This window comes from Xenorhabdus aichiensis (assembly GCF_028598775.1).
Classification (GTDB): Bacteria; Pseudomonadota; Gammaproteobacteria; order Enterobacterales; family Enterobacteriaceae; genus Xenorhabdus; species Xenorhabdus bovienii.
Genome location: NZ_JAQRFO010000020.1, coordinates 48,268 through 72,903 on the forward strand (window position 1 = coordinate 48,268; position 24,636 = coordinate 72,903).

At 40.3% G+C, this 24,636-nt stretch carries 30 protein-coding genes and 2 pseudogenes; 10 read left to right on the forward strand and 22 right to left on the reverse strand.

The window, feature by feature from the left end:
* Positions 1-40 precede the first annotated feature (40 nt).
* The 4 genes from PSI22_RS10630 to PSI22_RS10645 all read right to left on the reverse strand — a co-directional run bounded on the left by PSI22_RS10630 (position 41) and on the right by PSI22_RS10645 (position 4,960).
* Positions 41-826 carry a thioesterase II family protein gene (locus PSI22_RS10630; RefSeq protein ID WP_273579724.1) on the reverse strand — a complete coding sequence of 262 codons (786 nt, stop codon included), beginning with the start codon at positions 824-826 and terminating at the stop codon, positions 41-43.
* 821 nt (positions 827-1,647) lie between these two features.
* A complete protein-coding gene (locus PSI22_RS10635; RefSeq protein WP_273579725.1) occupies positions 1,648-3,075 on the reverse strand; it encodes an iron-containing redox enzyme family protein in 1,428 nt (475 codons plus the stop codon).
* A gap of 1 nt (position 3,076) precedes the next feature.
* Positions 3,077-3,943, reverse strand: a complete 867-nt coding sequence (locus tag PSI22_RS10640) for a 50S ribosomal protein L11 methyltransferase (protein ID WP_273579726.1) — start codon at positions 3,941-3,943, stop codon at positions 3,077-3,079.
* A gap of 45 nt (positions 3,944-3,988) precedes the next feature.
* Positions 3,989-4,960 carry an alpha/beta hydrolase gene (locus tag PSI22_RS10645; protein WP_273579727.1) on the reverse strand — a complete coding sequence of 324 codons (972 nt, stop codon included), beginning with the start codon at positions 4,958-4,960 and terminating at the stop codon, positions 3,989-3,991.
* Between the two features lie 291 nt (positions 4,961-5,251).
* Here PSI22_RS10645 and ada point away from each other — a divergent pair, with 291 nt between their 5' ends.
* On the forward strand, positions 5,252-6,325 hold the full coding sequence (gene ada, locus PSI22_RS10650) for a bifunctional DNA-binding transcriptional regulator/O6-methylguanine-DNA methyltransferase Ada (RefSeq protein ID WP_273579728.1): 1,074 nt from the start codon (positions 5,252-5,254) through the stop codon (positions 6,323-6,325).
* Positions 6,326-6,470: 145 nt separating this feature from the next.
* Positions 6,471-6,607: pseudogene (locus PSI22_RS10655) on the forward strand (IS30 family transposase); the annotation flags it as partial.
* Positions 6,608-6,696: 89 nt separating this feature from the next.
* Here PSI22_RS10655 and PSI22_RS10660 read toward each other — a convergent pair.
* Positions 6,697-7,308, reverse strand: coding sequence for a histidine phosphatase family protein (locus tag PSI22_RS10660; RefSeq protein WP_273579729.1), 612 nt, complete (start codon positions 7,306-7,308; stop codon positions 6,697-6,699).
* Positions 7,309-7,943: 635 nt separating this feature from the next.
* Here PSI22_RS10660 and adiA point away from each other — a divergent pair.
* The 7 genes from adiA to PSI22_RS10695 all read left to right on the forward strand — a co-directional run bounded on the left by adiA (position 7,944) and on the right by PSI22_RS10695 (position 16,576).
* A complete protein-coding gene (gene adiA, locus PSI22_RS10665) occupies positions 7,944-10,217 on the forward strand; it encodes an arginine decarboxylase (protein WP_273579730.1) in 2,274 nt (757 codons plus the stop codon).
* Between the two features lie 17 nt (positions 10,218-10,234).
* Positions 10,235-11,563 carry an arginine/agmatine antiporter gene (gene adiC, locus PSI22_RS10670; RefSeq protein ID WP_273579731.1) on the forward strand — a complete coding sequence of 443 codons (1,329 nt, stop codon included), beginning with the start codon at positions 10,235-10,237 and terminating at the stop codon, positions 11,561-11,563.
* Between the two features lie 498 nt (positions 11,564-12,061).
* Positions 12,062-13,153, forward strand: a complete 1,092-nt coding sequence (locus PSI22_RS10675; RefSeq protein WP_273579732.1) for a PfkB family carbohydrate kinase — start codon at positions 12,062-12,064, stop codon at positions 13,151-13,153.
* Positions 13,150-14,094 carry a pseudouridine-5'-phosphate glycosidase gene (locus tag PSI22_RS10680; protein ID WP_273579733.1) on the forward strand — a complete coding sequence of 315 codons (945 nt, stop codon included), beginning with the start codon at positions 13,150-13,152 and terminating at the stop codon, positions 14,092-14,094. Before PSI22_RS10675 ends, PSI22_RS10680 begins: the two co-directional genes overlap by 4 nt.
* Positions 14,095-14,212: 118 nt before the next feature.
* Complete coding sequence (locus tag PSI22_RS10685) at positions 14,213-15,469, forward strand: NupC/NupG family nucleoside CNT transporter (RefSeq protein WP_273579758.1); 1,257 nt, start codon at positions 14,213-14,215, stop codon at positions 15,467-15,469.
* A gap of 129 nt (positions 15,470-15,598) precedes the next feature.
* The gene (locus PSI22_RS10690; RefSeq protein WP_038195768.1) at positions 15,599-16,027 is read left to right on the forward strand and encodes a universal stress protein; all 429 of its coding nucleotides are present in this window, start codon (positions 15,599-15,601) and stop codon (positions 16,025-16,027) included.
* 111 nt (positions 16,028-16,138) lie between these two features.
* Entirely contained in the window at positions 16,139-16,576 is a 438-nt protein-coding gene (locus PSI22_RS10695) for a universal stress protein (protein WP_038247262.1), read from the forward strand.
* A 50-nt stretch (positions 16,577-16,626) separates the two neighbouring features.
* Here PSI22_RS10695 and PSI22_RS10700 read toward each other — a convergent pair whose 3' ends face one another.
* Positions 16,627-16,815, reverse strand: coding sequence for a hypothetical protein (locus tag PSI22_RS10700; RefSeq protein ID WP_273579734.1), 189 nt, complete (start codon positions 16,813-16,815; stop codon positions 16,627-16,629).
* A gap of 277 nt (positions 16,816-17,092) precedes the next feature.
* On the opposite strand from PSI22_RS10700, the gene PSI22_RS10705 reads away from it, so the two are divergent.
* Positions 17,093-18,097, forward strand: coding sequence for an endonuclease (locus PSI22_RS10705; protein WP_273579735.1), 1,005 nt, complete (start codon positions 17,093-17,095; stop codon positions 18,095-18,097).
* Positions 18,098-18,544: 447 nt separating this feature from the next.
* On the opposite strand, the gene PSI22_RS10710 is transcribed toward PSI22_RS10705, so the two are convergent.
* From PSI22_RS10710 to PSI22_RS10780, 16 genes and pseudogenes are all read right to left on the reverse strand, one after another.
* Complete coding sequence (locus tag PSI22_RS10710; RefSeq protein ID WP_273579736.1) at positions 18,545-18,808, reverse strand: pyocin activator PrtN family protein; 264 nt, start codon at positions 18,806-18,808, stop codon at positions 18,545-18,547.
* Between the two features lie 5 nt (positions 18,809-18,813).
* Positions 18,814-19,131: a hypothetical protein gene (locus PSI22_RS10715; protein WP_273579737.1), complete on the reverse strand. Its 318-nt coding sequence runs from the start codon at positions 19,129-19,131 to the stop codon at positions 18,814-18,816.
* 241 nt (positions 19,132-19,372) lie between these two features.
* Positions 19,373-19,721: pseudogene (locus PSI22_RS21490) on the reverse strand (KilA-N domain-containing protein); the annotation flags it as partial.
* A gap of 2 nt (positions 19,722-19,723) precedes the next feature.
* Positions 19,724-19,945 carry a hypothetical protein gene (locus PSI22_RS10725; protein ID WP_038224919.1) on the reverse strand — a complete coding sequence of 74 codons (222 nt, stop codon included), beginning with the start codon at positions 19,943-19,945 and terminating at the stop codon, positions 19,724-19,726.
* Entirely contained in the window at positions 19,935-20,564 is a 630-nt protein-coding gene (locus tag PSI22_RS10730; protein ID WP_273579739.1) for a beta clamp domain-containing protein, read from the reverse strand. Before PSI22_RS10730 ends, PSI22_RS10725 begins: the two co-directional genes overlap by 11 nt.
* Complete coding sequence (locus tag PSI22_RS10735) at positions 20,534-20,785, reverse strand: hypothetical protein (protein ID WP_273579740.1); 252 nt, start codon at positions 20,783-20,785, stop codon at positions 20,534-20,536. Before PSI22_RS10735 ends, PSI22_RS10730 begins: the two co-directional genes overlap by 31 nt.
* A gap of 10 nt (positions 20,786-20,795) precedes the next feature.
* Positions 20,796-21,584, reverse strand: a complete 789-nt coding sequence (locus tag PSI22_RS10740) for an ORF6N domain-containing protein (protein ID WP_273579741.1) — start codon at positions 21,582-21,584, stop codon at positions 20,796-20,798.
* Positions 21,584-21,802, reverse strand: coding sequence for a hypothetical protein (locus PSI22_RS10745; RefSeq protein ID WP_273579742.1), 219 nt, complete (start codon positions 21,800-21,802; stop codon positions 21,584-21,586). Before PSI22_RS10745 ends, PSI22_RS10740 begins: the two co-directional genes overlap by 1 nt.
* On the reverse strand, positions 21,802-21,990 hold the full coding sequence (locus PSI22_RS10750; protein WP_273579743.1) for a PerC family transcriptional regulator: 189 nt from the start codon (positions 21,988-21,990) through the stop codon (positions 21,802-21,804). The genes PSI22_RS10745 and PSI22_RS10750 overlap by 1 nt, the downstream gene beginning before the upstream one ends.
* Positions 21,977-22,318 (reverse strand): ANR family transcriptional regulator, encoded by a 342-nt coding sequence (locus PSI22_RS10755; RefSeq protein WP_273579744.1) that lies wholly within the window; start codon positions 22,316-22,318, stop codon positions 21,977-21,979. Before PSI22_RS10755 ends, PSI22_RS10750 begins: the two co-directional genes overlap by 14 nt.
* The gene (locus PSI22_RS10760; RefSeq protein WP_273579745.1) at positions 22,308-22,652 is read right to left on the reverse strand and encodes a hypothetical protein; all 345 of its coding nucleotides are present in this window, start codon (positions 22,650-22,652) and stop codon (positions 22,308-22,310) included. Before PSI22_RS10760 ends, PSI22_RS10755 begins: the two co-directional genes overlap by 11 nt.
* A gap of 75 nt (positions 22,653-22,727) precedes the next feature.
* Positions 22,728-23,144: a hypothetical protein gene (locus tag PSI22_RS10765; protein ID WP_273579746.1), complete on the reverse strand. Its 417-nt coding sequence runs from the start codon at positions 23,142-23,144 to the stop codon at positions 22,728-22,730.
* A complete protein-coding gene (locus PSI22_RS10770) occupies positions 23,131-23,484 on the reverse strand; it encodes a hypothetical protein (protein ID WP_273579747.1) in 354 nt (117 codons plus the stop codon). Before PSI22_RS10770 ends, PSI22_RS10765 begins: the two co-directional genes overlap by 14 nt.
* A 189-nt stretch (positions 23,485-23,673) precedes the next feature.
* A complete protein-coding gene (locus PSI22_RS10775) occupies positions 23,674-23,853 on the reverse strand; it encodes a hypothetical protein (protein WP_273579748.1) in 180 nt (59 codons plus the stop codon).
* A 33-nt stretch (positions 23,854-23,886) separates the two neighbouring features.
* Positions 23,887-24,048, reverse strand: a complete 162-nt coding sequence (locus PSI22_RS21495; protein ID WP_370689021.1) for a host cell division inhibitor Icd-like protein — start codon at positions 24,046-24,048, stop codon at positions 23,887-23,889.
* Positions 24,045-24,341 carry a hypothetical protein gene (locus PSI22_RS10780; protein WP_273579749.1) on the reverse strand — a complete coding sequence of 99 codons (297 nt, stop codon included), beginning with the start codon at positions 24,339-24,341 and terminating at the stop codon, positions 24,045-24,047. Before PSI22_RS10780 ends, PSI22_RS21495 begins: the two co-directional genes overlap by 4 nt.
* Between the last annotated feature and the right edge of the window lie 295 nt (positions 24,342-24,636).

A 24,636-nucleotide genomic window follows, 5' to 3' on the forward strand; every position in this document is an offset into this window, starting at 1 on the left:
CGTAATAAGCATCAAGCTACCCTGTGGTGGCTCAATACGGTTATATCGTTGGTGGATATCGGTGATATTGTTGGGAACTTTTTGATTTGATAATATTTTGAACCGCATCAATAACAGGTTCATTATTATCATCGATGAAAAAGTGAGTACCTTCAAAAATGATGACCTTTTTCTCTTGTTCAAATAAATCTAACCAAGAATAGAGTTCTTGCTCTGTGACTATGGCATCATTTTTTCCACCAAACACGGTTAAAGGACAGGAGAAAGATTCTGTTCCAACATAATGATATTCTTCCGAAATTTTAAAATCTGCCTTTACTGCGGGTAAAATCAGGGACAATAATTCGGCATTGTCGATGACTTGTTTATCAACCCGGCCAAACGTCTGTAATCCATTGATAAAATCTTTATCCGGTAACCCACTTAATGGTTCTCTGATAGCAGGAACCTGAGGCCCTTTACTGCCTGAGGCAATAAATTCTATAGGGAGAGGTAATGATGCGGCGTTAATTTTTCTGATTAGCTCAAAAGCGACTCGGCTACCTAAACTGTGACCAAAAAATAGATAAGGTTTATCAAGTAAGCTTTTGATATTGACATAGATGTCTTCAACAAGGCGACTCATGTCATCATGAGGTTTTTCTCTGATCCTGCTGCCTTTACCGGGGGGTTGTATGACTAAAAACTCAGCGTTTGATTTGATTTTTTTGGCAAAGGGAACAAAAGTTGCACTGCTTCCTCCGGCATAAGGGAAACAAAATATTCGCATCTCAGGATTAGAAACAGTATTAAGTTTAATAAAACATGAAGAATATTTTTCTATCACAATCGGGCTCCGTTATCGTTTGCTATAAAGTTACGTATTGAAATTAACTATTCTGATAACTTCTGCTTTTTATTTACGGTATGCTACCGCCCTTGGGTATTCCCCCAACATTTAAACAACGATGTGTCTGTCAGTTAAAAATAACGAGTGATAACAAATGAAAATAATAATTAATTCTGAAAAGTTAGAGCGGTGTGATATTAGCACATTGAAATAAAAATCAATGGTTTCCTTTTTTGATTCACTCATACATATTAAAATAGCCTATTATTAATTTTTATTATGAGCATTATATTTAATGGATTGAAATTAGGAGTGTTTATTACTATAAATGGGTATTTATGTTATTAATAACGAAAGTGATTAATTTATTTTAAATGGTGTCTATAAGTAAATAATTATAAATAACAAAATAAATTCAATCATGTCTTTATTTATTCATGTTTTTATTTTAATGAGGAGGTTGTTTTTCAAGCGATATGGTGTTGTATCAATATATCGCTTATAGCAAAAATAAGTCACTTAAGACTTGAGCAAGGCTCAGTAAGCTGACTTTGTGCTTTATGGTTTGTTTGCTGAGTATGAAACCTGAGAGTTACCTCTTTGTTTTTGAATGATGTTTTCCTCTTTTAATCAAAGTTGGTAACCCTCTTTTTTTTCAAATTTTTCCCGTAGCTCGATGATAACTTGCTGATACATCTTCTGATATTGAAGATTTTTTTATTATATTCCCATGCTAGGGATGTTCCAGTTTTCCGTCAGAATGTTTCTGGCAAAGATGTATCGGTTCACCTCTATGAGGACACTATCATTGATTTGTTTTATTCCCATTTAGTTAAGTCTCCTATGGTATATATTTCATAATCACAAGATTCTGATTTAATTAAAGCACCATGTAACCGATTATGTTCGATAATAATTCCTTCTCCAGCATTTAAAATTGTGGATTTTTCAAAACCATTTAAAAACTCCATCGTTCCTGACTTAACATGACATAACTCATTACTATCATGAGAGTGAGTTATTGACAACTCATTGTATGGCTCGGTAATTTTAACACAAGGGATAATACCTTTATTTGCGGCTTCCTTTACCTTTATGATGATTCTGTCATGGAGATGTTTATATTTCTCCGCATTATCCTTCCATTTTATCTGACGTACAAAATCTTGTTCGCTGATATCACTGATTAAACATGCTTCTTCGAACCCTCTAATGATCTCTGTTGCTGCAATTTGACCATATTTATCTATAGCCGGTGAGACTAATCCTTCAAATACCATTCTTGAATGGTCAATGTCTATGTGACAATGCTCATTAAAATATTTGACATTAATATTTGGCAATGCCTCTTTTAATGCGTTTCTCCAAATTTTACAACTCGTAATGAAAGACGTTTCTGCTTGATAAATTGCGCCAATATAACGGAAAAATTTTCTTTTGTCTTTTGTTACCATATTATAATAATTTGCTAATAGTAAGCTGCCATTAAGATAATATTGCCAGTAGTAATGAGGTGTAGAATTTAAGTTAACAGAATTAAGCGTGTCTCGGTATAACGTTGCGTGATGTTTAGAAAAATCACCATAACCGAGTTCATCAATAATTATCTTGAATAAGGAACTGGCAATTTCCCCATAGCTTCCACTTGCATATCTAGCCATAGGGCTTGATTCAATTAAGAAATCTGTGGCCAATTGAATTAGCCAATCTTTTGATGTAGTAATAGGATCTATTGAAGTTAAAATGGCATTGGCGGATGGGAGAGATGAGCATTTTAATGATTCATCTGCGAATGAGAAAAAATATTCTTTGACTCTTTCTTTATTCCAGTTTTCAGTAATACCTATTTCATCATCAAGGAATGAGAAAAGATATTTTTCCAAAAGCCGAATGCCTGCATTAGAAGTAATAAAACGCTCATCAGAATAAAATTTTTGATAGTCATCCCAGATGAATTTATCCATTTCAGGAAGCATTAAAAAATCCATTTCATTCATGGTAAAAAGAGTTCTATTTGCAGCGAATGCACTATATGTTAAGATATTATCTCTGGTTAAAGGACTCGAAAAATCAATATATTTAAGGACGTGTGGTCTTATTCTTCGACCATAAAATTGTTCTTCGTAGCGATTTCCGTTATCAATACATTGTTCTGAATCAGCAAATGCAAGAATAGCATCTCTACCTATGTTAATGTCGTTGAAATTTTCATTTTTTTTATAATCACGTATAGATTTTTTATTCATTTTAAAACTCCTCAAGTGTGAATTTTCCGTCACGTTCCAGCGACCCATGATATTGCTTATATTTTAAAACTTTCTTGGGCGTATTTAAGGGATGAAATGCCTGATGCCAATGGCTTTGTAAACCGGCTTTATTTGAAACATAGAATGATCCAAATTTGGCGACAAAGAAGGACAACATGCCATAGCAAATACCTTCTTCATTTATTGAAAATGTCGAAGTTTCTGTTGTTGAAATCTCGGTTAAATAGTCATAGTTTTTTATATTTGTGAGAGGGGTTAGCAATTTATTTTCGTAAAGATGGGATCTGACAGGGAAGAAATTTTTTGTGCTATAACGATTAAGTGGCGATAGATCCAGGCCTTTAACAATGGCAACATGATTGAGGCTATATATTTCTTTGCTCTCTACAAGATAGCCATATTGTTCTATCTTATAGGGCATGATTATTGTTTGTGGTTGTGCTATTTTTTTAATATCTTCTGAAATACTATAGAAACCTTCACCTATGACACCACAATCAATGGTTTCAGTGAATATAATATCTGGCGTAAAATCAAGATCTCCATCATCTATCACTTTGGAACTTGGTTTGTTTATTAAAGTAATACATTTATCGAGGTTATTTAATTTAAATATTGAGATTGCTTCTTTCGATAGTTGCTCATTTATTTCGCAAGTTAATACTTTTTTAGCACCATATTTTGCAAACATCATTGATATTAACCCTGCGCCAGTACCAATTTCAAAAACATTTTTACCATTTAGATTCAATTCCTTAATGGCGCTTTCTAAAGCTATTGTCCTCGCATTATCATTTAACATGGAGTAATGCCAAGTATCAAATGACCTCACGCTACTATTAAGCATGATAATACTCCTTATATATTAACTAATGTATTTTTTTATAAATATCTAATTTTTATTTTTCACTTGAAGATTAATTAAATTTGTTATGAGTAGTAATAAATTTTCATATCCTTTTTTTGCAAATAAATAATGATATCTTGCGCGTAAACAACCATGTATCGCTTCATCTTCAATATTGACATAAACATTAATCCCGTTTTGTTTCATACGATCTGATAGTGCTCTGACATCATCAGACAACGGGTCAATGGCAGCAGACCAAAATACAGCAGGAGGTAATCCGGAAAGATTATCAGCGAGTAACGGAGATGCGTATTGGATGAGTTTCTTTTCATTCTGGCCAAGATATGACGTGGTAAAAAAATGCATTTCATCACAGAATGCTTTAGATACATCGCTGACTTTCTTTTGAGCCCATCGGTGAACATCCAATACAGGGTTGATTGCAATGGAGCCAGCCAGTTGTGGCAGATTATTATCTCGTAGCCAAAGGGGTAATGCTATCGCCCAGTTTCCACCGCAGCTCTCACCAGCAAAATAAATTTGGTCAATATTGATGCCTTTTTGTTTTGCTATCTGACGTATGAAAAGATAAACATCACAACAATCTTCAAGAGCAGCAGGATACGGATGCTCAGGGGCGAGCCGGTAATTAAAAGCCACGACTCTGACATTAAGATCAAGTGCTAAATCTCTACCCATAGCATCAACAACACTCAGATCACCACTTACAAAACCACCACCGTGAGCATAGATAATACAGGGTAAAATTTGCTTTGATTCAAGCTGTTCATTAGGCGAATGAATTCGCATATCAAGTATTTTGTCTGTTACTGAACTGTTGAATTGCAAATCTTCAGAAACAGTTCCATCTCGAGGCTTTGGGGGGAACCGTGAAAATAGTGCCTTATAAGAAGATCTAACATAATCAAGACCCTTAAAGTAAAAATCGGCATCCATTACGTTTGAACATGTGTACTCGTAGTCTTTCATAGATTGTGTCAGTTTGGCTCTCATTTGTTAATCCTTTTGGTTAAATGTAACAATATTGTTATAAATCCGAAAGACACCTAAAACACCCTGTTTTTTGCTCTCTAGCTTTTAGAAAGTTCAAATTTTTGAATTTGAAAGCAAGAAATAGAGTGTGTGTCTATCGAGTTTATCTTTAGGATGTTAAAAAGCAGGCAAATCTTGGTGAGAGGGATCTTTATTTAGATATTTAATCTAACGATATTAGGCCAATGGAGTAAAATAAAAGGGTAGTAGAAAGTTCTGAGGTATCCTATTAAATAATTAAGGAACTTAATTATGTCTTGGAGCAAAGATAATACTCTATTAACTGAATTAGATCCCCGTTGGTTGGATATAAAGGCTAAAAACATCAAAGCTGACGGCCACTTTGTCTACGCCGTTAAAACGACAGGAATTTATTGTCGTCCATCCTGTCCGGCGAGAATTCCTAAGCTTCACCACATCGAGATTTTTGATAATTGTGAACTTGCTGAAAATAAAAACTATCGCGCCTGTAAACGATGTAATCCCAACGGTGAATCAATTTCAACAAAAAATGAGCGCTTAGTGACAAAGGCGTGTAGGATTATAGAGAACAGAAGGGGAGATATAAAACTTGAGGAACTCTCAATGCAGGTAGAAATAAGTGCCTATTTTTTCCACCGTCTGTTTAAGAAGATCATTGGTGTAACACCAAAACAATATAGTACCGCTATTCGTATTAAAAATATGCATAACGAATTGATTAACAAAAATGAAAGTATAACAAATGCTATATATAATTCCGGTTTTAATTCTTGTAGCCGATTTTATGCGGCAACTGATGATTCATTAGGTATGACACCCAGCACCTATCGGAAAGGTGGCAAGGATACTTTAATTCAATTTGCTATTACCGAGTGCTCACTAGGAAGTATTTTAGTCGCCCGTTCATTGAAAGGGATTTGCGCTATTTCATTTGGTGATAATCCAACAGAACTTCTTAATAGTCTCCAAGATAAATTTTCTAAAGCTGAATTTATTGGCGGCGACTTAGATTTTGAGAATGTAGTTGCAAAGGTTATTGAGCTTATTGAAAAACCAGGCACTCCATTTAACCTTCCACTGGATATTCAAGGCACAGTTTTTCAACAACGTGTATGGAAAATGCTTCTTACTATTCCGACTGGAACGACGATTAGCTATACCCAATTAGCCGAAATGATCGGTAATCCGGGGGCTGTGCGTGCTGTTGCGAATGCGTGTGGCCAGAACTCAATTGCTGTTGCCATTCCTTGTCACCGAGTCGTTAAATTGGATGGCGACATTTCAGGATATCGCTGGGGGATTGAACGTAAACGCTTATTACTTGATCGGGAAGCTGCGGAATGAAAAGGAATAACATTGGTTTGTTCTCTTATTTAGATGGTATTGATTGTTAGGTCATAGACTTAAATATAGTCGCTCAGAGCCAATCTGACCTAAGTATTTGTTTACTTCGAGAGCAATAGTGTTGCATTTATTATGTGAAACTGTGACCGATTTTAATAAAGTCTCTGATCAGGAAATAAATTTTGTGGTAAACCAATTAAATAATCACCCCGAAAAATTCGGGGTGGTAAAATACCTAATGAATTATTTAAAGGGATACGAACATGTTTATTTCCAGAGTAACGATGTTGCATTTACTATGCGAAACTACGTGTTTTTATTTTAATGGAGTGATTGTTTTAAAAAGAAATAATATTGTGTCAATATATCAATTACCGCAAAAATAAATGAGTTGCAATGCCCCAGTTAACAACTTCGATATATTCTTCTGTAATATCAATGACGGAATAGCTACAGTTTTGATGGGCGTATTGCCTCGTTTCTTCCTGTAATTTACCTCCTTTCAATATCCAAATCAGCGCCTGTAATGTAAGTCCGTGAGTAACCAGACAGAGGGTTTTATCGTGATTATTTACTGCCAAACGTTGTAAATAAGCCATTATCCTCTGAACCACCTGAATGGCTGATTCTCCTTCAGGCGCAGCTATCGTTGGCTCTCCAGTAAAAAGACGGGAGGTGATAGCAGGATAACAATTTTGGGCTTGTTCAAAAGAAAGTCCTTCCAATAGGCCAAAATTTTGCTCATGTAAGTTTTCATCTGTCTCAAGCTGACAACCAAAATGCGTTGCCAAAATTTGAGCGGTAGTACAAGCTCTGCCAGCAGGAGACGAAATAACTCTGGTGATGGGAAAGTTTTTTATTTCCTTCAGTAATGAAGCGATTTGACGAAATCCTTTTTCAGTCACGGGGCTATCCAGATGACCTTGAATGATTCTGTCAAGATTCCATTGTGTCTCTGCATGTCTTACGGCAATGATACGCATGATTGTTTCCTGCTGAAAGTTAGTGGGTTATCGATAATAACAAGCAGATATCGATAACCAGTAACGTCATGTTTTTAAAATCGATATAGGCTCCACCTCCGGCAAAATTATAACCACTAAAGTATTCACACCTGTGTCTACGATTGTCATTATCACCGATAGAACGGTGAGATATTTCGATATTATAGGTCTTCATTTAGTTATTCTTTTCTAATGATTTCGGAAATTTTATTGGCTCAATAAAAAATTAACAAGGAAAAAATAATATATGATTATAAAATCATGTAAGAAATAAATTAAATCATATGAAAATAGTCAAAAAAACCAATCACAAATAAAGATTAAAGTAAGTGTTATTCATTATTATTATTCAAATATGTATGGCATCAGACCCCGCGAAATACAACAAGCAGAATTTTCCTTCAGACACCTGAATTGCATAATCAAAAATAGCCACTATATTTTATTAATGTGATTTTAAACACAAAAATTTATGTGTACACGAATAGTTAACTTATGTCATTACGTGATTGAGACTTAAATTTTCTTGATTGTATCAATCATTTAATGGCAATTGCCAAGTCACACTGAGTTTATTTTGTCAGTTTGAGTAGGGATAGAGTAAGGAGAAGGTCATGAAGGTATTGATAGCAAAGAACGAAGTGGGTACACGATATCACAGTCATTATATTGAAAATGCCGTACACCGGTTGGCGGATAAATTAACCGACCGAGATGTTGAGGTGGTTATTGCCGACTCATTTGATGATAGTTATACGATAATTGCATCCAATGAGCCGTTCGATTGCTTAATGGTCAGTTGCGCATTGATGGATGATGATTTATATCGAGAAATACAGCGATTATTAAATAAATTGTTTGAACGCCAAGAAAATGTGCCGGTATTTTTATTAAGTGATCGGGAAAAAACCGTATTTCTGCTAAATCATGAATTGTTGGAACAGTTGGCCGAATTTGCATGGATACTTGAAGACTCTGCCGATTTCATTGCAGGCAGGGCAATGGCGGCAATGCGGCGTTATCGTCAACAATTATTACCACCTTTGATGGCCGCGCTCATGAAATACAGCCAAATCTATGAGTATTCTTGGGCAGCGCCGGGGCATCAGGGCGGTGTTGGGTTCAATAAAACTCCTGTCGGTCGTCTTTATCATGATTATTATGGCGAAAATCTCTTTCGTACCGATATGGGAATTGAGCGCGCTTCGTTGGGATCGCTATTAGATCACTCCGGCGCATTTGGCGAAAGTGAAAAAAATGCGGCCAGAGTCTTTGGCGCTGATTACTCTTATTCCGTTGTGGTAGGAACATCAGGCTCTAACCGTACGATTATGCAAGCCTGCATGACCGAAGACGATGTCGTCGTCATTGACCGTAACTGCCATAAATCTATCGAACAGGGGCTTATCCTGACAGGCGCAAAGCCCGTCTATCTGCTACCGAGCCGTAATCGTTATGGCATCATTGGTCCTATCTATCCGCAGGAAATGCAGACAAAAACACTCCAGAAAAAACTGAAACAGAACCCACTGACTCAAGGCATGGCTGGCCGTAAACCCGCCTATAGCGTCGTGACAAACTGTACCTATGATGGGGTCTGTTATAACGCCAGGCATGTACAGGAATTACTGGATAAAAGTGTTGATAGAATACATTTTGATGAAGCATGGTACGGTTATGCGCGCTTTAACCCGATTTATCATGATCATTACGCGATGCGCGGTGATCCGAAGAGTCATACGGGGCCGACTGTTTTTGCCACCCATTCATCCCATAAGTTGCTGAATGCCTTATCACAAGCCTCTTTCATTCATGTGCGGAATGGTCGCAATCCCATTGATTTTTCAAGATTTAATCAAGCCTATATGATGCATGCGACGACTTCACCGCTCTATGCGATTTGCGCTTCAAACGATATCGCGGTTTCCATGATGGACGGCAATAGCGGTTATTCTTTGACGCAAGAAGTGATTGAGGAAGCGGTAGACTTTCGTCAGGCATTGGCTCGCTTGCATCGCGATTTCAACGAAAAGGGCGATTGGTTTTTTAAACCGTGGAATCAGGAAAAAGTCACCGATCCCGCGACGGGCAAAAAAATTGCGTTTGAAGATGCACCAAGAGACTTACTGACCAAAGAACAAAGTTGCTGGACTATGTGTCCGGGAGACAGTTGGCACGGTTTTGAAGACTTGCCCGATGACTGGAGTATGCTTGATCCAATCAAAGTCAGTATCTTGGCACCGGGCATGGGAGATAATGGTCAATTGCTGAAGCAGGGTGTGCCAGCGGCGCTGGTGACAGCCTGGTTAAGCCAGCATGGTATCGTCCCAACCCGAACCACCGATTTTCAAATTATGTTCCTGTTTTCAATGGGGATTACCAAAGGAAAATGGGGAACATTGCTCAATACTTTACTTTCTTTCAAACATCATTACGACGCCAATACGCCGCTCAGCAAGGTTTTGCCTGAGCTGGTGAATCAACATCAGGAAGTGTATGGCAACTTAGGTTTGCAAGCGTTGGGCGATAAAATGTTCGCTTATTTGCGTCAGAATAATCCGGGCGATCAGTTAAATCACGCGTATTCCGGTCTGCCGGAAATGGCGATGACCCCACGGACAGCCTATCAGGCTATTGTGACCAACAACGTCGAAATGGTGGCGATCGACGATCTTCCTCACCGCATTGCGGCCAACTCCATCATTCCATATCCTCCCGGCATTCCGATGCTGCTTTCAGGGGAAAACTTCGGAGATAAAACCGGCCCGCAAATAGGTTACTTACATGCCCTGCAAAAATGGGATCACGAATTTCCCGGATTTGAGCATGAAACGGAAGGAACAGAGGTTATCAACGGTATTTATCACGTTATGTGCATAAAAAAATGAGAACGGGAAGCTAAATTATGACTACGGTTTCAGAGACGAAAAAAGTCGGATTGATCCCCGTTACGTTGATGGTCGCGGGCAATATCATGGGATCAGGCGTTTTTCTCCTGCCCGCCAGCCTGGCTTCCACCGGAGGCATTGCCATTCTCGGATGGCTGGTCACGATCATCGGTGCCGTGGGGCTATCTATGGTGTATGCCAAGATCTCTTCACTGGATGATAGCCCGGGAGGCTCTTATGCCTATGCTCGACGGGCCTTTGGGCCATTTTTGGGCTACCAGACCAACGTCCTGTACTGGCTGGCCTGTTGGATCGGCAATATCGCGATGGTGGTGATTGGCGTCGGTTATCTCAGTTACTTTTTCGCCATCCTGAAAGACCCAGTAATTTTGACCATGGCTTGCATTGCGATATTGTGGGTATTTGTCTTCTTGAATATTATCGGGCCGCATGTCATTACCAGAGTACAGGCTGTTGCTACAACATTGGCACTTATCCCGATAGTGGCGACGGCTGTATTCGGTTGGTTCTGGTTCAGCGGTAAAACGTATATGGATGCGTGGAACGTGAGCGGGCTAAATACCTTTGGGGCTATCCAAAGTATTTTAAATGTGACGTTATGGTCTTTCATTGGGGTTGAAAGTGCCTCGGTTGCCGCAGGTGTGGTCAAAAACCCCAAACGCAACGTGCCTATTGCGACCATCGGGGGCGTACTTATCGCTGCCGTATGCTACATCTTGTCCAGCAGTGTGATTATGGGCATGATCCCGAATGCCGCGCTGAAACTCTCATCTTCGCCTTTTGGTGATGCGGCGAGACTGGCACTGGGTGATACAGCAGGAGCGATAGTTGTATTTTGTGCGGCGGTAGGGTGTTTAGGATCGCTGGGCGGTTGGACGTTGCTCGCTGGACAGACCGCTAAGGCTGCCGCTGATGATGGCCTGTTTCCTGCTATTTTTGGCAAAGTGAACAAGGAGGGAACCCCGGTTGCTGGCCTGCTGATCCTCGGTGTATTGATGACTCTCTTCCAATTCAGCAGCATTTCCCCGAATGCGGCGAAAGAGTTTGGGCTGGTCTCTTCCGTTTCAGTCATTTTTACCCTGATACCCTATCTGTATACCTGCGCAGCCCTGCTGTTACTGGGGCATGGGCATTTCAGACAGGAAAAACCGCGCTACATCGTGATCACTTTTATTGCCTTTGCCTACTGTATTTGGGCCGTGATGGGAACAGGCGCTGAACAAGTTGTATGGACGCTGGTTGTGATGATGATCGTCACGGCTATGTATACTTTTAACTACAACACAAAACATCCTGCTCCTTTCCCATTGGAGAAAAATGATTGACGTCAGTTTGCTGGTATCACAGGGGGCTGATATTTCAGCCCCTTTTTTGTGTCTATTGTCGGCTGGTTTGTCGATTTTTCGACGCAATTGTGCATGGAGTCAGTAACTATTCCTGCTGATTTCTTATCAAGATCGATTTGTGATAAAACTCACCTTTTGATGTAACAAGCAACCCGCCGTTTGTTTAAAAAATCAACATTTTTGGAGAAACAAACAAATGTTTGTTTAGTTTTGTATTTTATCAATATGATTGTTTTTATTGTTATTATAACTTAAATAAATTATTACTGGTTCGGCTAATAAGAATTAAATTCCTTACTATTGTAAATTATAAGTTAATTAAATGTGATTTATGTCAAATTTATCCAATGTAAAAAGCCTTTCATGAGACTTACGATCGCTTTCCCATAATGACAACAAATAATGTAAATGCACTTTACTGCCTGCCAGTGATGCCATAGAAAAGTCTCATGTTCAAAACATAAGTAAGGACATGAAATGGCGAATCGGGAAAAACAGATATTGCACCTCCTCAGGCGAGATCCTTTTATTCAGCAGCAAGAAATTGCCGATATTCTTGGAATTAGTCGTTCATGTGTTGCGGGGCATATTATGAACCTGAGCAAGAAGGGGCATATAAAAGGTAAAGGCTATATTCTGTCTGACAATAGGTATGCTGTTACGGTTGGTGCAGCCAATATGGATGTTACCAGCTATGCATTCGCAGAATTAATCTATGAAGATTCTAATCCGGGGAAAATTCAATCTACGGCGGGGGGCGTTGGCCGCAATATTGCCCATAACATCGCTTTATTAGGCAGTGAAAGCTATTTAATTTCCGTTGTCGGTAATGATTTTTATGGCAAAACATTATTCGAACAGACGAAATTAGCGGGCGTTTATGTTGATTATTTCCATAAATTATATGGTGAAGCGACATCAACCTACAATTCAGTAATTGATGACAGCGGAGAAATGCGGTTAGCCATTAATGACATGAATATTCTGGAAAAATTGACGCCTGCCTTATTATCTCAATCCAAAGCCTTAATCCAGAATGCAGGGGTATTGATTATTGACTGTAATTTGACGGAAGAATCATTAGAGTGGCTATTCAGTCATGCAGGAAATATCCCAATCTTTGTTGATACGGTATCAACATTCAAAGCCACGAAAATTCGCCATTGGTTATCGCATATCCATACCCTGAAACCCAATCGATTGGAAGCAGAAATACTCAGCGGAATCAAAATTGTCACATTGGCAGATGCGGCTGACACCGCAACCTGGTTCCATCAGCAAGGTGTTCAGAGGCTGGCTCTGAGCATGGGAACCGCAGGCGTATATTACAGTGAAATAGCGGGAATAGCGGGTTGCTCACCTGCCATTTCCATCAACATTGTCAATGCCAATGGTGCGGGAGATGCAATGATGGCAGGGCTTGCCCATTGCTGGCTGGAAGGCATGACATTGGAAGACAGCATTCGTTTCGCACAAGGGTGCTCTGCGCTCACCTTGTCCTCAGAACTGACCAATCACCCCAATTTATCCCCTGGTAGAGTGAAAAAACTGTTGGAATTAAAATCATGAAAAAAAATCTTGTCTTAAATGAATATTTGGATATTTCTCCGGAAGTGGCACAGGCTTTGGCTGAGAATCGGCCTGTCGTGGCGCTGGAATCCACTATTATTGCTCATGGTATGCCTTATCCGCAAAACGTGGAAACGGCGCTGGAAGTTGAAAGCTGTATTCGGCAACATGGAGCCGTTCCGGCGACCATCGCGATTATTAATGGACGCATGAAAGCGGGATTATTTCAGGAAGACATTGAGTTGTTGGGGAAAGAGCGGCATTTAGTTGCAAAAGTCAGCCGCCGTGATCTGCCATTTGTCGTGGCAGAAGGGAAACATGGAGCGACAACGGTAGCTTCAACGATGATTATTGCTGAAATGGCCGGCATTGCTGTATTTGCGACGGGAGGGATTGGTGGCGTTCATCGTGGTGCTGAACACACTTTTGATATTTCAGCAGATTTGCAGGAATTAGCGATTACCAACGTGGCAGTAGTGTGTGCGGGTGCCAAATCCATTCTTGATTTGGGATTAACGACCGAATATCTGGAAACACATGGCGTGCCACTCGTAGGATATCAAACCGAAAAATTGCCGGCATTTTTCTGCCGTACCAGCCCATTTCCGGTGAGTGTGACGCTTGAAAATCCCCAACAGATAGCCCATGCGATGAAAGCAAAATGGAATTCGGGGCTGAGAGGAGGGCTGGTGATCGCCAACCCCATCCCTGAGCCATTCGCTATGCCGGAAGCTCAAATCAATGCAGCTATTGAACAGGCTGTCCGAGAAGCGCAGGAGCAGGGGATTCATGGCAAAGAGAGTACTCCATTCCTGCTGACCCGAGTATCGGAATTGACGGGTGGTGAAAGTTTACAGGCAAATATCGAATTGGTTTTCAATAATGCGAAACTGGCAGCGCAAATTGCCATTGCTTATCAAGCAATAAATAAGCACCAGTAAATATCATCCGATATATCTTATCCAACGTTACAATAAAATAAATGTCAGCCTGAGAGAGAAACATGGTAATATCCTTTGGGATTTTTTCGGCTGGCTAAAAAATAATGGGAATATAATGATGGATATTATACGTAGTCTGATGGGAATAGTAGCACTTCTTCTGGTTGGATATTTGTTCTCTGTCAATAAAAAAAGAATTAGCTTGCGTACGGTGGGTGCTGCATTATTGCTTCAAGTCAGCCTTGGCGCAATAATGCTGTATATTCCCGCCGGTAAATGGTTAATCCATAACATTGCCAATGGTGTTAATGCCGTTATTTCTTATAGTTCTGCGGGCAGTTCATTTATCTTCGGAGGTTTAGTCGGGCCGAAAATGAATGAATTATTTGATGGCGCAGGGTTTATTTTTGCATTTCAGGTATTGCCCGCTATTATCTTTATTACTTCTTTGATATCTATTCTTTATTATATTGGCGTCATGAAATGGGTCATTAATATCTTGGGATATGCGTTCCAGAAATCTATGCGAATTAGTAAAGTGGAAGCCTTTGCTGCGGTAACCACAATCTTTCTGGGGCAAAATGAATTACCTGCGGTGTTAAAACCTTTCGTCAATAAAATGAACCGCAATGAGCTTTTCACTGTGATATGCAGTGGCATGGCCTCAATTGCCGGATCAATGCTGGTGGGTTATGCGGGGTTGGGCGTACCGATAGAATATCTGTTGGCGGCATCTTTGATGGCTATTCCGGGAGGGATTTTGTTTGCTCGTTTGCTCAGTCCTGCCACGGAGCCTTCACAAATACAATTTGAACAGATTTCATTCAGCGAGAAGCGCCCGGCCAGCATTATCGAAGCGGCTGCTGGTGGTGCCATGTTAGGATTGAAAATCGCTGTTGGCGTCGCGACGGTGGTGATGGCATTTGTTGCCCTGATAGCACTGATCAATGGCATGATCGGTAGCATTGGCGAGTTATTCGGCCTGACGGGGCTAAGTATGCAGAGCCTGCTGGGTTATCTTTTTTCGCCTTTGGCTTATGTCATGGGGGTTAACTGGGAGCATACTGATCTGGCAGGGAGTTTGATTGGACAAAAATTAGCAATCAACGAATTTGTGGCTTATGTGAACTTTTCTCCTTATTTAAAAGATCCTGCGGTTCTTCTGGATACCAAAACTATCGCGGTTATTTCGTTCGCGCTTTGTGGCTTTGCCAACTTTGGTTCGATAGCGGTTGTTGTCGGTGCATTTACAGCGGTAGTACCCGAAAGGGCTTCAGACATTGCAAGGCTGGGTCTGAGGGCGCTACTGGCAGCAACACTGTCCAATCTGATGAGTGCAACAATTGCTGGCTTGTTCATTAATTTGGCAGGTTAAACGCCTATCTATTAACCGCTATCGGCGCTAACATGTTGAGGTGTTAGGTAACTCACAGTAAGTTATGCTGGATCCTTGTACAATCGGAAAATCAACTAGGCTTGGTATTTGAATAATAGGAGCGTGCATATGTACAGAACTATTTTAGTACCGGTAGATATTTCAGAAGAAGAACTCACGAGTAAGGCTGTTCGCTGTGCGCTTGATATCGCCAGAGAAACAGGTGCTAAGTTACATATTCTACATGTACTCCCTATTTCATCCGCAATTATTAATGCTTATGCATTAGGCTATATGGAAATTAAAGACAAAGCGACCGTCAAGGCCGAAGAGGAATTGGCTATGCTGGTAGATTCCATTGATTTACCGAACGATCGCATTTCCTATTCAATTTCTTTCGGCTCACCACGAGACGAAATTACCTCTACGGCTGATGAGATTGAAGCCGATCTGATCGTCATTGGTTCAAGGCGGCCGAATATTACGACCCATCTGTTAGGTTCTAACTCGGCGGGGATTGTCAGATATGCGAAAACCTCTGTATTGGTTGTGAGATAACATGGGTTATTGGCAATAATGGATTAGTGATTGTTACCGTTTTTTATGGCGGCTTGATTACTTAGAAAAGCGTAATGGCTAGTAGTTACATTCGATTACAGGGGAGTATGTATGTATAAAACGATTTTAGTTCCAATAGATATTCCAGAAGATCAACTCACTGATAATGCGATTAAACATGCAGAATTTTTGGCAAAAATCTCCGGTGCAAAAATTCACCTGTTTCACGCCGTTCCGGATATCTCAAGGTTTTCTGTAAATTACAGCTATCACTATGATTTGCTGAGTGCTTTTGCTAAAAAAGCCGTTACGAATTCTGAAGAGGAACTCAAAAAAGTCGTAGAAAAAATCAATTTACCGAAAGATAGAGTCTCGTTCTCAGTTGCTTTTGGTTCTCCACGAGATAAAGTACTCTCCACTGCCCGTGAAATTGGTGCAGATTTGATCATCGTAGGTTCAAGGCGGCCTGATATTTCAACCCATTTACTGGGCTCAAATGCGTCGGGCATTGTTTCCTACGCTAATATTTCGGTATTGGTTGTTCGATAACTATCTGGTAATATGCCTATAACCGTGCAGGGAATTGCACGGTTATTTATTTATGTCTGTTCAGTAAATGAATTCAGGGTGATATCTAACTGATTTTTACCAGCAATGATAACTTGAATCTGTAAGTTATTTTCTGAGCTGTTAGTCGTAATTACAGTCACTTCTTCATTCCCTGAATATTTTCTTACAACCGCCAGCAACTCTTGCTCAAGCTGCTCAATTTTAGTACTAATAGTCATTTATTCCGTTAGATTCAATTAAATATTATTAAGTTGGTTTAATGTTACTCAAATAATTAGAGTTCAATAGTTTAATAAACGTGATATTTTGGCGTTTAACATCGTAATAAATCCGCTTATTTTATGAATTAAGTAATATTAATATTAACTAAGCCAAATAATAGATTGGTTTAACAATAAATATTAATACACACTCGACGAATAACATTTGTCATTTTATTGTTTTGTCAGGCAGGATAGGGCGGATGTTATACACAATAAATAAATAGGTATCATTTTGAATAGTAAAATTAGCTTGTGGGCAAGTTATCTTTTGTTTTTCGGATTAACTGTATCTTTTAATGCATGGAGTGCACCGACCAGTTTTGAGCAGGCGAAAATAGAATCAAGAAAAAATGTCTATAGCGGACAAACCAAATCAGCAATTGGCACATTGTATTGCGGTTGTGACTGGCAATGGGTAGGTAAGAGTGGCGGGCGTGTTGATCTGGCATCTTGCGGCTATCAGGTCAGGTCACAGCAGTCACGTGCGGAACGTATTGAATGGGAACATATGGTGCCGGCATGGGTCTTTGGGCACCAGCGGCAGTGCTGGCAGAATGGCGGGAGAAAAAACTGCGTTGAGAATGATCCGGTTTTTCGCATGATGGAATCGGATATGCACAATCTGGCACCTTCGATTGGCGAGGTCAATGGCGATCGCAGTAATTTCGCCTATGGAATGATGCCTAAAAACACGCCTAATATGTACGGGGCATGCAGCAGTAAAGTCGATTTTAAATCACGTCTGTTTGAACCGCGCGATAGAGTTAAAGGCGTGGTTGCCAGAGTTTACTTCTATATGCACGATCGCTATAACCTTGAGATGTCTCGTCAGCAGCAGCAACTTATGATGGCATGGGATCGCCAATATCCAGTAGATGCGTGGGAGCAGGAAAGAGATAATAAAATCGCCCGGATCATGGGGCACCATAACCCATTTGTTACCGGTAGCCAGAAATGGGAACTGGGGCATAAAAATTCAGGTCAGGGGTCGAGCACTCAAAATGGTGTCCAAAAGCAAAATAGCTTTCAAGCGGCTGGCAATCAGGCTCCAGCCAGAAACCCGACCGTAAAAACCGCGCAGAGTGAAAAAATTAAAGGCAACAAGAATAGCCAGATTTATCATTTTGCTCACTGTTCTGGTTATAAAACCATAGCTGATAAAAATGCGGTCTATTTTCGAACAGAAGCCGAAGCTAAAAAAGCGGGATATCGTCTGGCGAGTCATTGTAAAAAATAACCAGCAGGATTGTTAATTTTTCACGATGATGGGGTAATCCTTTATCAAAGAAAAGTTAAAAAATGTTTCAGTAAAATTTAGGCTTTTATCTTGTCATAAATAAAAAACTGTCATTATACTGACATCATAGTCCGTTAGGTTACATTACAGCAGAAATGAAATGAGCGAGTAATGCTAATGACAGGTACTGAAACTGTATTTCAGTTAGAAATTAAACCGGTGATTGAGATCTGAGCCACCAATGAAAAGGTGGCGATCTTAGCGCCGGTTTTTTCATGGGCCTTAATGAGCTGAAAAGGAAGCTCCTATCTGTTCTAGATAACGCAGTTATTCTATCGATGATGGGTTTACTAATCAAAAAAATCAAGTTGTTATGAGATTTAGGGGTGCTATTGGGGTGCTGCAATAAAAGTAGCACCCGGATAGTTTTTGACGGGTTTTGTTAGTTCATTTTCTTTTAAACTGTATCCTCTCCAGTTCTTTTGAGGCCTGCTCTCTTTGTTTATCAATGTGTGCCGCAAGATCATTTACATGAACGATTCTCGGTGACTTCTGGCTGTCGTTTAACTTATATGTAGGGATACCCAGCTTTCCTTCGTTTGCCTTGCGTTCGGCTGTTCCGGGACTCATCTTGAAATATCTTTCCGCTATGTCAGACAGCGGAATTTGTGAAGTCTCAAACTCTGCCATTAATAGAAATGTTGTATTCATCTTCACTATTCCCCTCCTTTCTGATACCCGTTCTTCAAAACTATTTTAGCCACAGTTGCAGGGGTTACAGTGTCACTCCATGTCGCATCAAAAATGATGTTGTTCAGCTCCGTTGTGAGAATATCGTTCAGATTCTTCGGCCTTTCGCTGTAGGGCACCTCATCAGGCACCCCGTCCATCACGTCAATAATAAGCTCGGCAATTTCCTTTTCTCCCCGTTCTGGCTTACGGTATCCTGCCTGCCAGATTGCATCGGTGATATCAGAAGGATCGCCCCAGACCGAGGCGATGATCTGAGTCAGGTGGAAGGAGTTATTGATCATTCTTGTTCTCCGCTGTTTTCATCATCAAAGATAGCCAGTTGGCCTGCCTCTTTCAGTGCACTAATCATCTTATGGCGCTTACCTTTGGTCTTTTTGCGAGCGTTCATGATTTGGCTGCACACAGAAAGTAACTCAGCTTCGTTCTTCTCATCCTTTGCTAGCTGGTGGCGTAGTTCATCAAATCGCCCAACCATGTGATCGAGAGATGGAAGGGAATTAATACCGATACCTGAATTTCCCGATTTGAAATCGATAAATGCCTGGTTCACATCAAGCTGAAAGTCTGGTCGAATCCATCCCGCATAGGAAACCGCTATTAGCTCATGGGCGTAAGTGCCTGGTGATGTTCCGCCATTGTTGATATCGACGACTTTCTGACCAGACTGCAAATATGCCGTCTGATTATTTTTCAATAACTTAGCGTCAAGTTCTGCAATAAGCTCCTTTGCGTACTTGGTTCTTAACCATTGGTTGGGAGCTTTGTTCTCATTTTCTCCACTGGCCTTATGTAATGTGTTCAGGTTGTAGCGCCCGAATTCATCAAGGGGAATTTCAACACCAACAACTACAGGAAGTAATTTGCCTTTCATTATTATTTACCTCGCTTATTACGCGCTTTGTTCACCGGTGTTAACTTCACTTCGGCCACTTTCGGTGCAGGTGGCAGGGGAGGGCAGATGCCCTCATTAATGTAAAAGTTCTGTCTGAGGCGGTGGATAATCTGATTCGTGTGATCCCTGCCGTCGTCGATGTGGAATGTTGCCTTAACAAGCACATCGTCAATGTCTGCCATCTGGCGATGCTTATCTGTCACGGTCAGCCTCCAACTCTCTTACCTTCTGCTCGGCAGCTTCGAAAGCGTCTTTATAAAGTGGCAGAACGATAAAGACAGGGTTGCCGTAAATCTTGTTTGTGAAAGCGCCAAACCGGAATCGACAAGCTGCCTCCATGCCCGAGGGTTCCATGAGTACCGCACCCCTGCCAAACATCAAATACGGGTAAGCCAGATATTCAGCCAGGAAATACGGGATAACATTTTGTTTCTCTGTCGGGATGTTCTTATCCAAATCAGGGAAGCGCCCGTTGATTATCTCCAGATGAGTAAGGCTAAAGACCACCTCGTCTTCCCCCAAATGGAAAGCCTTTGGTTCGTCACCTAACTGGATGTCTGTGAAGCAAGCCTTTTCTGGAATATCCCCACAGAACCGGATAATCAGATCGACGTCAGTATCATCATCAAAGTTAATGACGTTTTCCGTGAGTTCCATGCGTACCAATGCATGACCGTTAGTTGCCTCAAGATGTTTTCGGGTAATGTGCACCCCCGATAATTGAGGGCGTTTTTCCGCATCTTCGCCTTTGGCCACACAGATCAAAGCGGCGCGTAACAAATCAGAAGCAATCAGCATGACTTCACCTCCGCTTTTGGGCACAGGTGCATGTCAGCAAGCATGCTTTCGTTGAATCCCTCTGGCATGACAGAGAAGAGGGTGTGGTTAGTTGATGTCAGGCGATCATCAGTGAATGCGAGTGTTTCTTGTGCTTTAGTGAAAGCGTCAGCAGCATCATGAGTCACCATAGAAATGCTTAGTGGGTGGCGATGTCCACAGGGGTAATCACCTAAATAGGTCACAACATATCTTGTTCTTTCCATTTTCATCACCTCACTTCTTGCTAAATAGTTTCTTGAGATCCACACCGTGTACAGCCAGCCATGCTTCGGCAGGCCATGACTTAACATGTCCATATCGGGTGTCGGGAACCTTCACAACTTCGATGTTGTTTTCACGGCACCATTTACGGAGTGGGGCGTAGTTGTATTCTTTTTCTGTGGCGTTCTGCACAGCCGTAACCGTTGCGTGTTTTGTGCTTTCGCCCAGGCGTTCTTCCAGCTCTCTGCATTTGCGGGTAACAGCACCGAGTTTGCCGAGTGCCTGAGCTTCACGACTGCGGCTGATCTGTGATTTGGTTCGGCGAGCTTCATCACGTTCTTGAGTAATGACGACCTTTTCTTTTTCAGTTGTCAGCAATGCTTCCAGAGCTGCAATGTAATCACCGGGCAAGGCAAGGGGATTGGTTGCGGGTTTTTTCTGATGAAAGTAAGCTGACTCCATCTTTTCAAAGAAAGACCATGCTTCGTCGGTATCAACGATTTTTGATATGCGGGCAGCACCTTTTTCAGTCCAGAGTGTCAATTGATTTGTATGTTTATTAACCAAGTAAATATCCTTTACTTGGTTACGGAATGCTCTAAGTTCGTCACCTTTCAGTGTGTAAGCGTGCTCGCCTTCAATGAATCTACTACGGTGGTTTTTGAGGTTGACGCGAATGTTTGCCTCAGATGTTCCATACCCAGTCGCCAGCGTTTCAGTGGTAACGACACGAACGCCTTGCCATTCGATCACTGGCAGTTTGTTTGAATCGATAGTTACTAATTCGTTTTTCTTGCTCATTATTCTGCTTCCTTAAGTTCAATCTTCATTCTTTTTGCTAAACGGCGCATAGCTCTATTTAGTGGTACGTTGGTAAATTCACCCTCTGATAAAAAATTAGAGAGGTATTTTTTTGAATTTAAATAATCACGTTCTTCGTCTTTTCCTAATTGCATTCCTTGAGGGATAGTCATTCCCATGAAGCCTTGTTGTGTTTTACTTCTTTTCTTTTTTCCCATCACAACCCCTCGCGAATAATCACTTTTGCTTGTCGAACACAGCGCAGGTTATTCTTGGTGCATTCCTGTTCTTGCTTGTGTTCTTTAGTTAATGAAAGAGCCTCACCCCATTTATTGGCAGCGCGGCGAAAGAAGCCTTGGAGTTCTAAAATCCGTGCTGATTGCTTTGCCTGTTCATACGCCGTCATGATCAACCTCCGCCTGTTGAAACTTTTGTTTCCACTTATTTGTTTCAGTGTGATCTTCGAGGTGTTTTTCCAATATCTCTGCCGTTTGTTTGTTTATCGCCGCTATTCGTCGGCTTTCTTTCTGTTTTTTAATTTCTTCCTCATATCTGGTATGTAATGAATGTCTTTTTTCGTTATGCTCTTGGCGATATTCAGCCCATAGTTGAGTATTAAGGCTGGTGGCTACAATTCTGGCTTTTCCCCAATATGAAGCTGCAAGGTCATACTTCTCTTCTTTCTCTTTCTGGATGGCTGTATTAGCAAAATATAAATAGGTTTCATTTTTCATTGTTATCTCCATTTATTAGCTCAGTTTTCTTCGCAATCAGTTTTAGAATTTCATTCATAAACTCATTACCTTCTGGGGTTAAATTCCCGTGCTTGTTGTAAAAGCTGTCATATGTATTTATAAGTTCATGTGATTTATGTTGGTGTTCATCCAATTCATCCTCAAAGAAATTAATTAAAGCGAGAGTTAATGTCTCCTCGTCTAAATCCAGTCGGTAATTAATTCCTGCCACTTTGATTATTACAGAGTGAGAGCTGTGCTTCTTTTGTAATGTATCCAATTTGGCGTGTATAAATGCCTTTCGCTTTCTTTCAAGCAAAGTTGATTGTGTCATTTTCTATTTCCTGAATTTAGCGTGATCGAATCCCCAGCAATGGCGCTGTAATTAAATTTATTTTTTACTGTTTTATTATTTTGATTTTAATTTGGAAAGTTTTCTCCCCAAAGCTAATAATTCATCATGGGCTTTTCTGACATTTTCCCTTGCCTTTCTATATTCCTTTTGAGTTCTAATTAAATCTCTCTCCCGCCTAACATCAGCTTTCAGTTCTTCCAGTACCTGAGCATGTCGCTCTATAAACTCAGGGCGCATCTCACCATTGCGTAATGCAGGAGTACCGTCTTCCTGAATGACTTCTTCGGCAGGAAAGTTACTTGGCCTATCTTCCTTATTGAACTGCTTTTGCGCCCGGACGTAAGCCAGTTTATTCAGCGCACCTTTCTCACTCAGATAAGTTTTGCCGGAACCGTGAACGACATAGACATCGCGTAATTCGATAGTGATATCTTGATTGGTGGCGGCTTCAATGGGTTTAAGTATTTTCATGGTTATTCCTTATTGATTCAATTAATTGCTTTTCTTTTTTTATTGCTTGCCTTTCTCTTAACTCAATTCCTGCACTAATATTGTTTTCTTGTTCCGCTTCTATAATAAGAGGTACTACAGTTAACAGATGCGCTATTCTTTCTAGATCAGTCATGGCATCATCTTGGGAATATTCTTCACTATGAACTGCGGCACTTGCTAAATTGCCAATGGATAATAATCCATTTGTCATTGCGAATATGACATCTTCACTTGATGAGATTAGATAATTTAAATCATCTTCTTTCATTTTAGATAAACGGTCTTCATTAACGCAAATGTGTTTTCGGATGTCATTCATGAGTATTACTCTCCTCGAACTCGTGCTATTTCTTGCAATACATTATGGTTAATTTCAGTTGCGATACTTAAAATATAAGCATCATCCTCAGTCAAACGTCCTTCCATCCAGAGATGTAAAAGTGAATGTAATTTCTCTGACAGTTTTTGAGTGTTTTCCAATTCGTGATTTTTATTTTTACAATTATTATTACCCCCCCCCTGCTACTTCTTTTAATTTTTCGACCAACCCTTCCATTTGGCGATAAATTCCCCGACACGTTATATATGTGCCCTCTTCGCCTTTATTCTCAATTTCAACCATCATGGGGATTATTGCTAATTTAATTTCTTCTGCAATTTCGACGGCTGCTTTTAGTTTATTGTTCATGTTTAATTCCTATCAGAGTTAATATTGTTTATCTCAGTTGCGATTAACTATTTGACCCATCCAGCCTAAAATTACATGTGTAGGAGCCAGTGACTTTCTTGCTTCCTGCTCATTAGTTGCCTGAGTCTTAATACATATAGGACGATTTTGTTTCATGTTGGCTCGTTCTATTGCGCCGAAGATAAAAGTTTTCATGATTCACCTTTATTATCTAGTGCCGCTAAATGCTTTTCTGTTTGGGGGTAATTACCAATAATTCCCCGAGCTTTCTGATTGGCTTCACTTAAGGTTTTAAAAGCATCGACCAGCACCATATAATCCCCATTTCTTATATATAAAGAATATATGACTTCACCATCATAATGCCCTTTAAGTAAAGAGTAGCTGGGGCACTTTTTATTTATATATTCGATTGAATACGAATCGACAAGGCTGTACTTCTGGACTAGCTCTACATTATAAGCTGCACCTTGATTAACACTTTCCATTAGCCCCTCCGGCTACTAAACAAAAGTAAATAAACTGACTCTTTAGTGTTCGACTTTCTTTTCTGTACTACGTGCAGCAATAATATCTATAGCGATTAATAAGTCAACCGCCAAAGCGATTATTTTTTTGTGTATTTTTCAAGGAAATAGATAATATGTTGATTTTTATGAAGTAAAATAAAGAATTTATGTTATTGCAAACAAGTTACAATTGATGCAGTATAATGCTGTATATGTGTACAGTTTAGGAGGGTGAAAGTGTCTCAGTTAATTAGAATAGGAACTGGGAGGTATA

Excerpts from the sequence above, each read along its gene's own strand:
- PSI22_RS10715 (WP_273579737.1), bottom strand. The coding sequence starts at position 19,131 with ATGATCAATAACTCCTTCCACCTGACTCAGATCATCGCCTCGGTCTGG.
- adiA (WP_273579730.1), top strand. The coding sequence starts at position 7,944 with ATGAAGGTATTGATAGCAAAGAACGAAGTGGGTACACGATATCACAGT.
- PSI22_RS10775 (WP_273579748.1), bottom strand. The coding sequence starts at position 23,853 with ATGAACAATAAACTAAAAGCAGCCGTCGAAATTGCAGAAGAAATTAAA.
- PSI22_RS10755 (WP_273579744.1), bottom strand. The coding sequence starts at position 22,318 with ATGAAAAATGAAACCTATTTATATTTTGCTAATACAGCCATCCAGAAA.
- PSI22_RS10685 (WP_273579758.1), top strand. The coding sequence starts at position 14,213 with ATGGATATTATACGTAGTCTGATGGGAATAGTAGCACTTCTTCTGGTT.
- PSI22_RS10760 (WP_273579745.1), bottom strand. The coding sequence starts at position 22,652 with ATGACACAATCAACTTTGCTTGAAAGAAAGCGAAAGGCATTTATACAC.
- PSI22_RS10735 (WP_273579740.1), bottom strand. The coding sequence starts at position 20,785 with ATGGAAAGAACAAGATATGTTGTGACCTATTTAGGTGATTACCCCTGT.
- adiC (WP_273579731.1), top strand. The coding sequence starts at position 10,235 with ATGACTACGGTTTCAGAGACGAAAAAAGTCGGATTGATCCCCGTTACG.
- PSI22_RS10675 (WP_273579732.1), top strand. The coding sequence starts at position 12,062 with ATGGCGAATCGGGAAAAACAGATATTGCACCTCCTCAGGCGAGATCCT.
- PSI22_RS10660 (WP_273579729.1), bottom strand. The coding sequence starts at position 7,308 with ATGCGTATCATTGCCGTAAGACATGCAGAGACACAATGGAATCTTGAC.
- PSI22_RS10780 (WP_273579749.1), bottom strand. The coding sequence starts at position 24,341 with ATGGAAAGTGTTAATCAAGGTGCAGCTTATAATGTAGAGCTAGTCCAG.
- PSI22_RS10700 (WP_273579734.1), bottom strand. The coding sequence starts at position 16,815 with ATGACTATTAGTACTAAAATTGAGCAGCTTGAGCAAGAGTTGCTGGCG.
- PSI22_RS10750 (WP_273579743.1), bottom strand. The coding sequence starts at position 21,990 with ATGACGGCGTATGAACAGGCAAAGCAATCAGCACGGATTTTAGAACTC.
- PSI22_RS10745 (WP_273579742.1), bottom strand. The coding sequence starts at position 21,802 with ATGGGAAAAAAGAAAAGAAGTAAAACACAACAAGGCTTCATGGGAATG.
- PSI22_RS10695 (WP_038247262.1), top strand. The coding sequence starts at position 16,139 with ATGTATAAAACGATTTTAGTTCCAATAGATATTCCAGAAGATCAACTC.
- PSI22_RS21495 (WP_370689021.1), bottom strand. The coding sequence starts at position 24,048 with ATGAAAACTTTTATCTTCGGCGCAATAGAACGAGCCAACATGAAACAA.
- PSI22_RS10690 (WP_038195768.1), top strand. The coding sequence starts at position 15,599 with ATGTACAGAACTATTTTAGTACCGGTAGATATTTCAGAAGAAGAACTC.
- ada (WP_273579728.1), top strand. The coding sequence starts at position 5,252 with ATGTCTTGGAGCAAAGATAATACTCTATTAACTGAATTAGATCCCCGT.
- PSI22_RS10770 (WP_273579747.1), bottom strand. The coding sequence starts at position 23,484 with ATGAATGACATCCGAAAACACATTTGCGTTAATGAAGACCGTTTATCT.
- PSI22_RS10710 (WP_273579736.1), bottom strand. The coding sequence starts at position 18,808 with ATGAATACAACATTTCTATTAATGGCAGAGTTTGAGACTTCACAAATT.
- PSI22_RS10640 (WP_273579726.1), bottom strand. The coding sequence starts at position 3,943 with ATGCTTAATAGTAGCGTGAGGTCATTTGATACTTGGCATTACTCCATG.
- PSI22_RS10680 (WP_273579733.1), top strand. The coding sequence starts at position 13,150 with ATGAAAAAAAATCTTGTCTTAAATGAATATTTGGATATTTCTCCGGAA.
- PSI22_RS10740 (WP_273579741.1), bottom strand. The coding sequence starts at position 21,584 with ATGAGCAAGAAAAACGAATTAGTAACTATCGATTCAAACAAACTGCCA.
- PSI22_RS10765 (WP_273579746.1), bottom strand. The coding sequence starts at position 23,144 with ATGAAAATACTTAAACCCATTGAAGCCGCCACCAATCAAGATATCACT.
- PSI22_RS10645 (WP_273579727.1), bottom strand. The coding sequence starts at position 4,960 with ATGAGAGCCAAACTGACACAATCTATGAAAGACTACGAGTACACATGT.
- PSI22_RS10635 (WP_273579725.1), bottom strand. The coding sequence starts at position 3,075 with ATGAATAAAAAATCTATACGTGATTATAAAAAAAATGAAAATTTCAAC.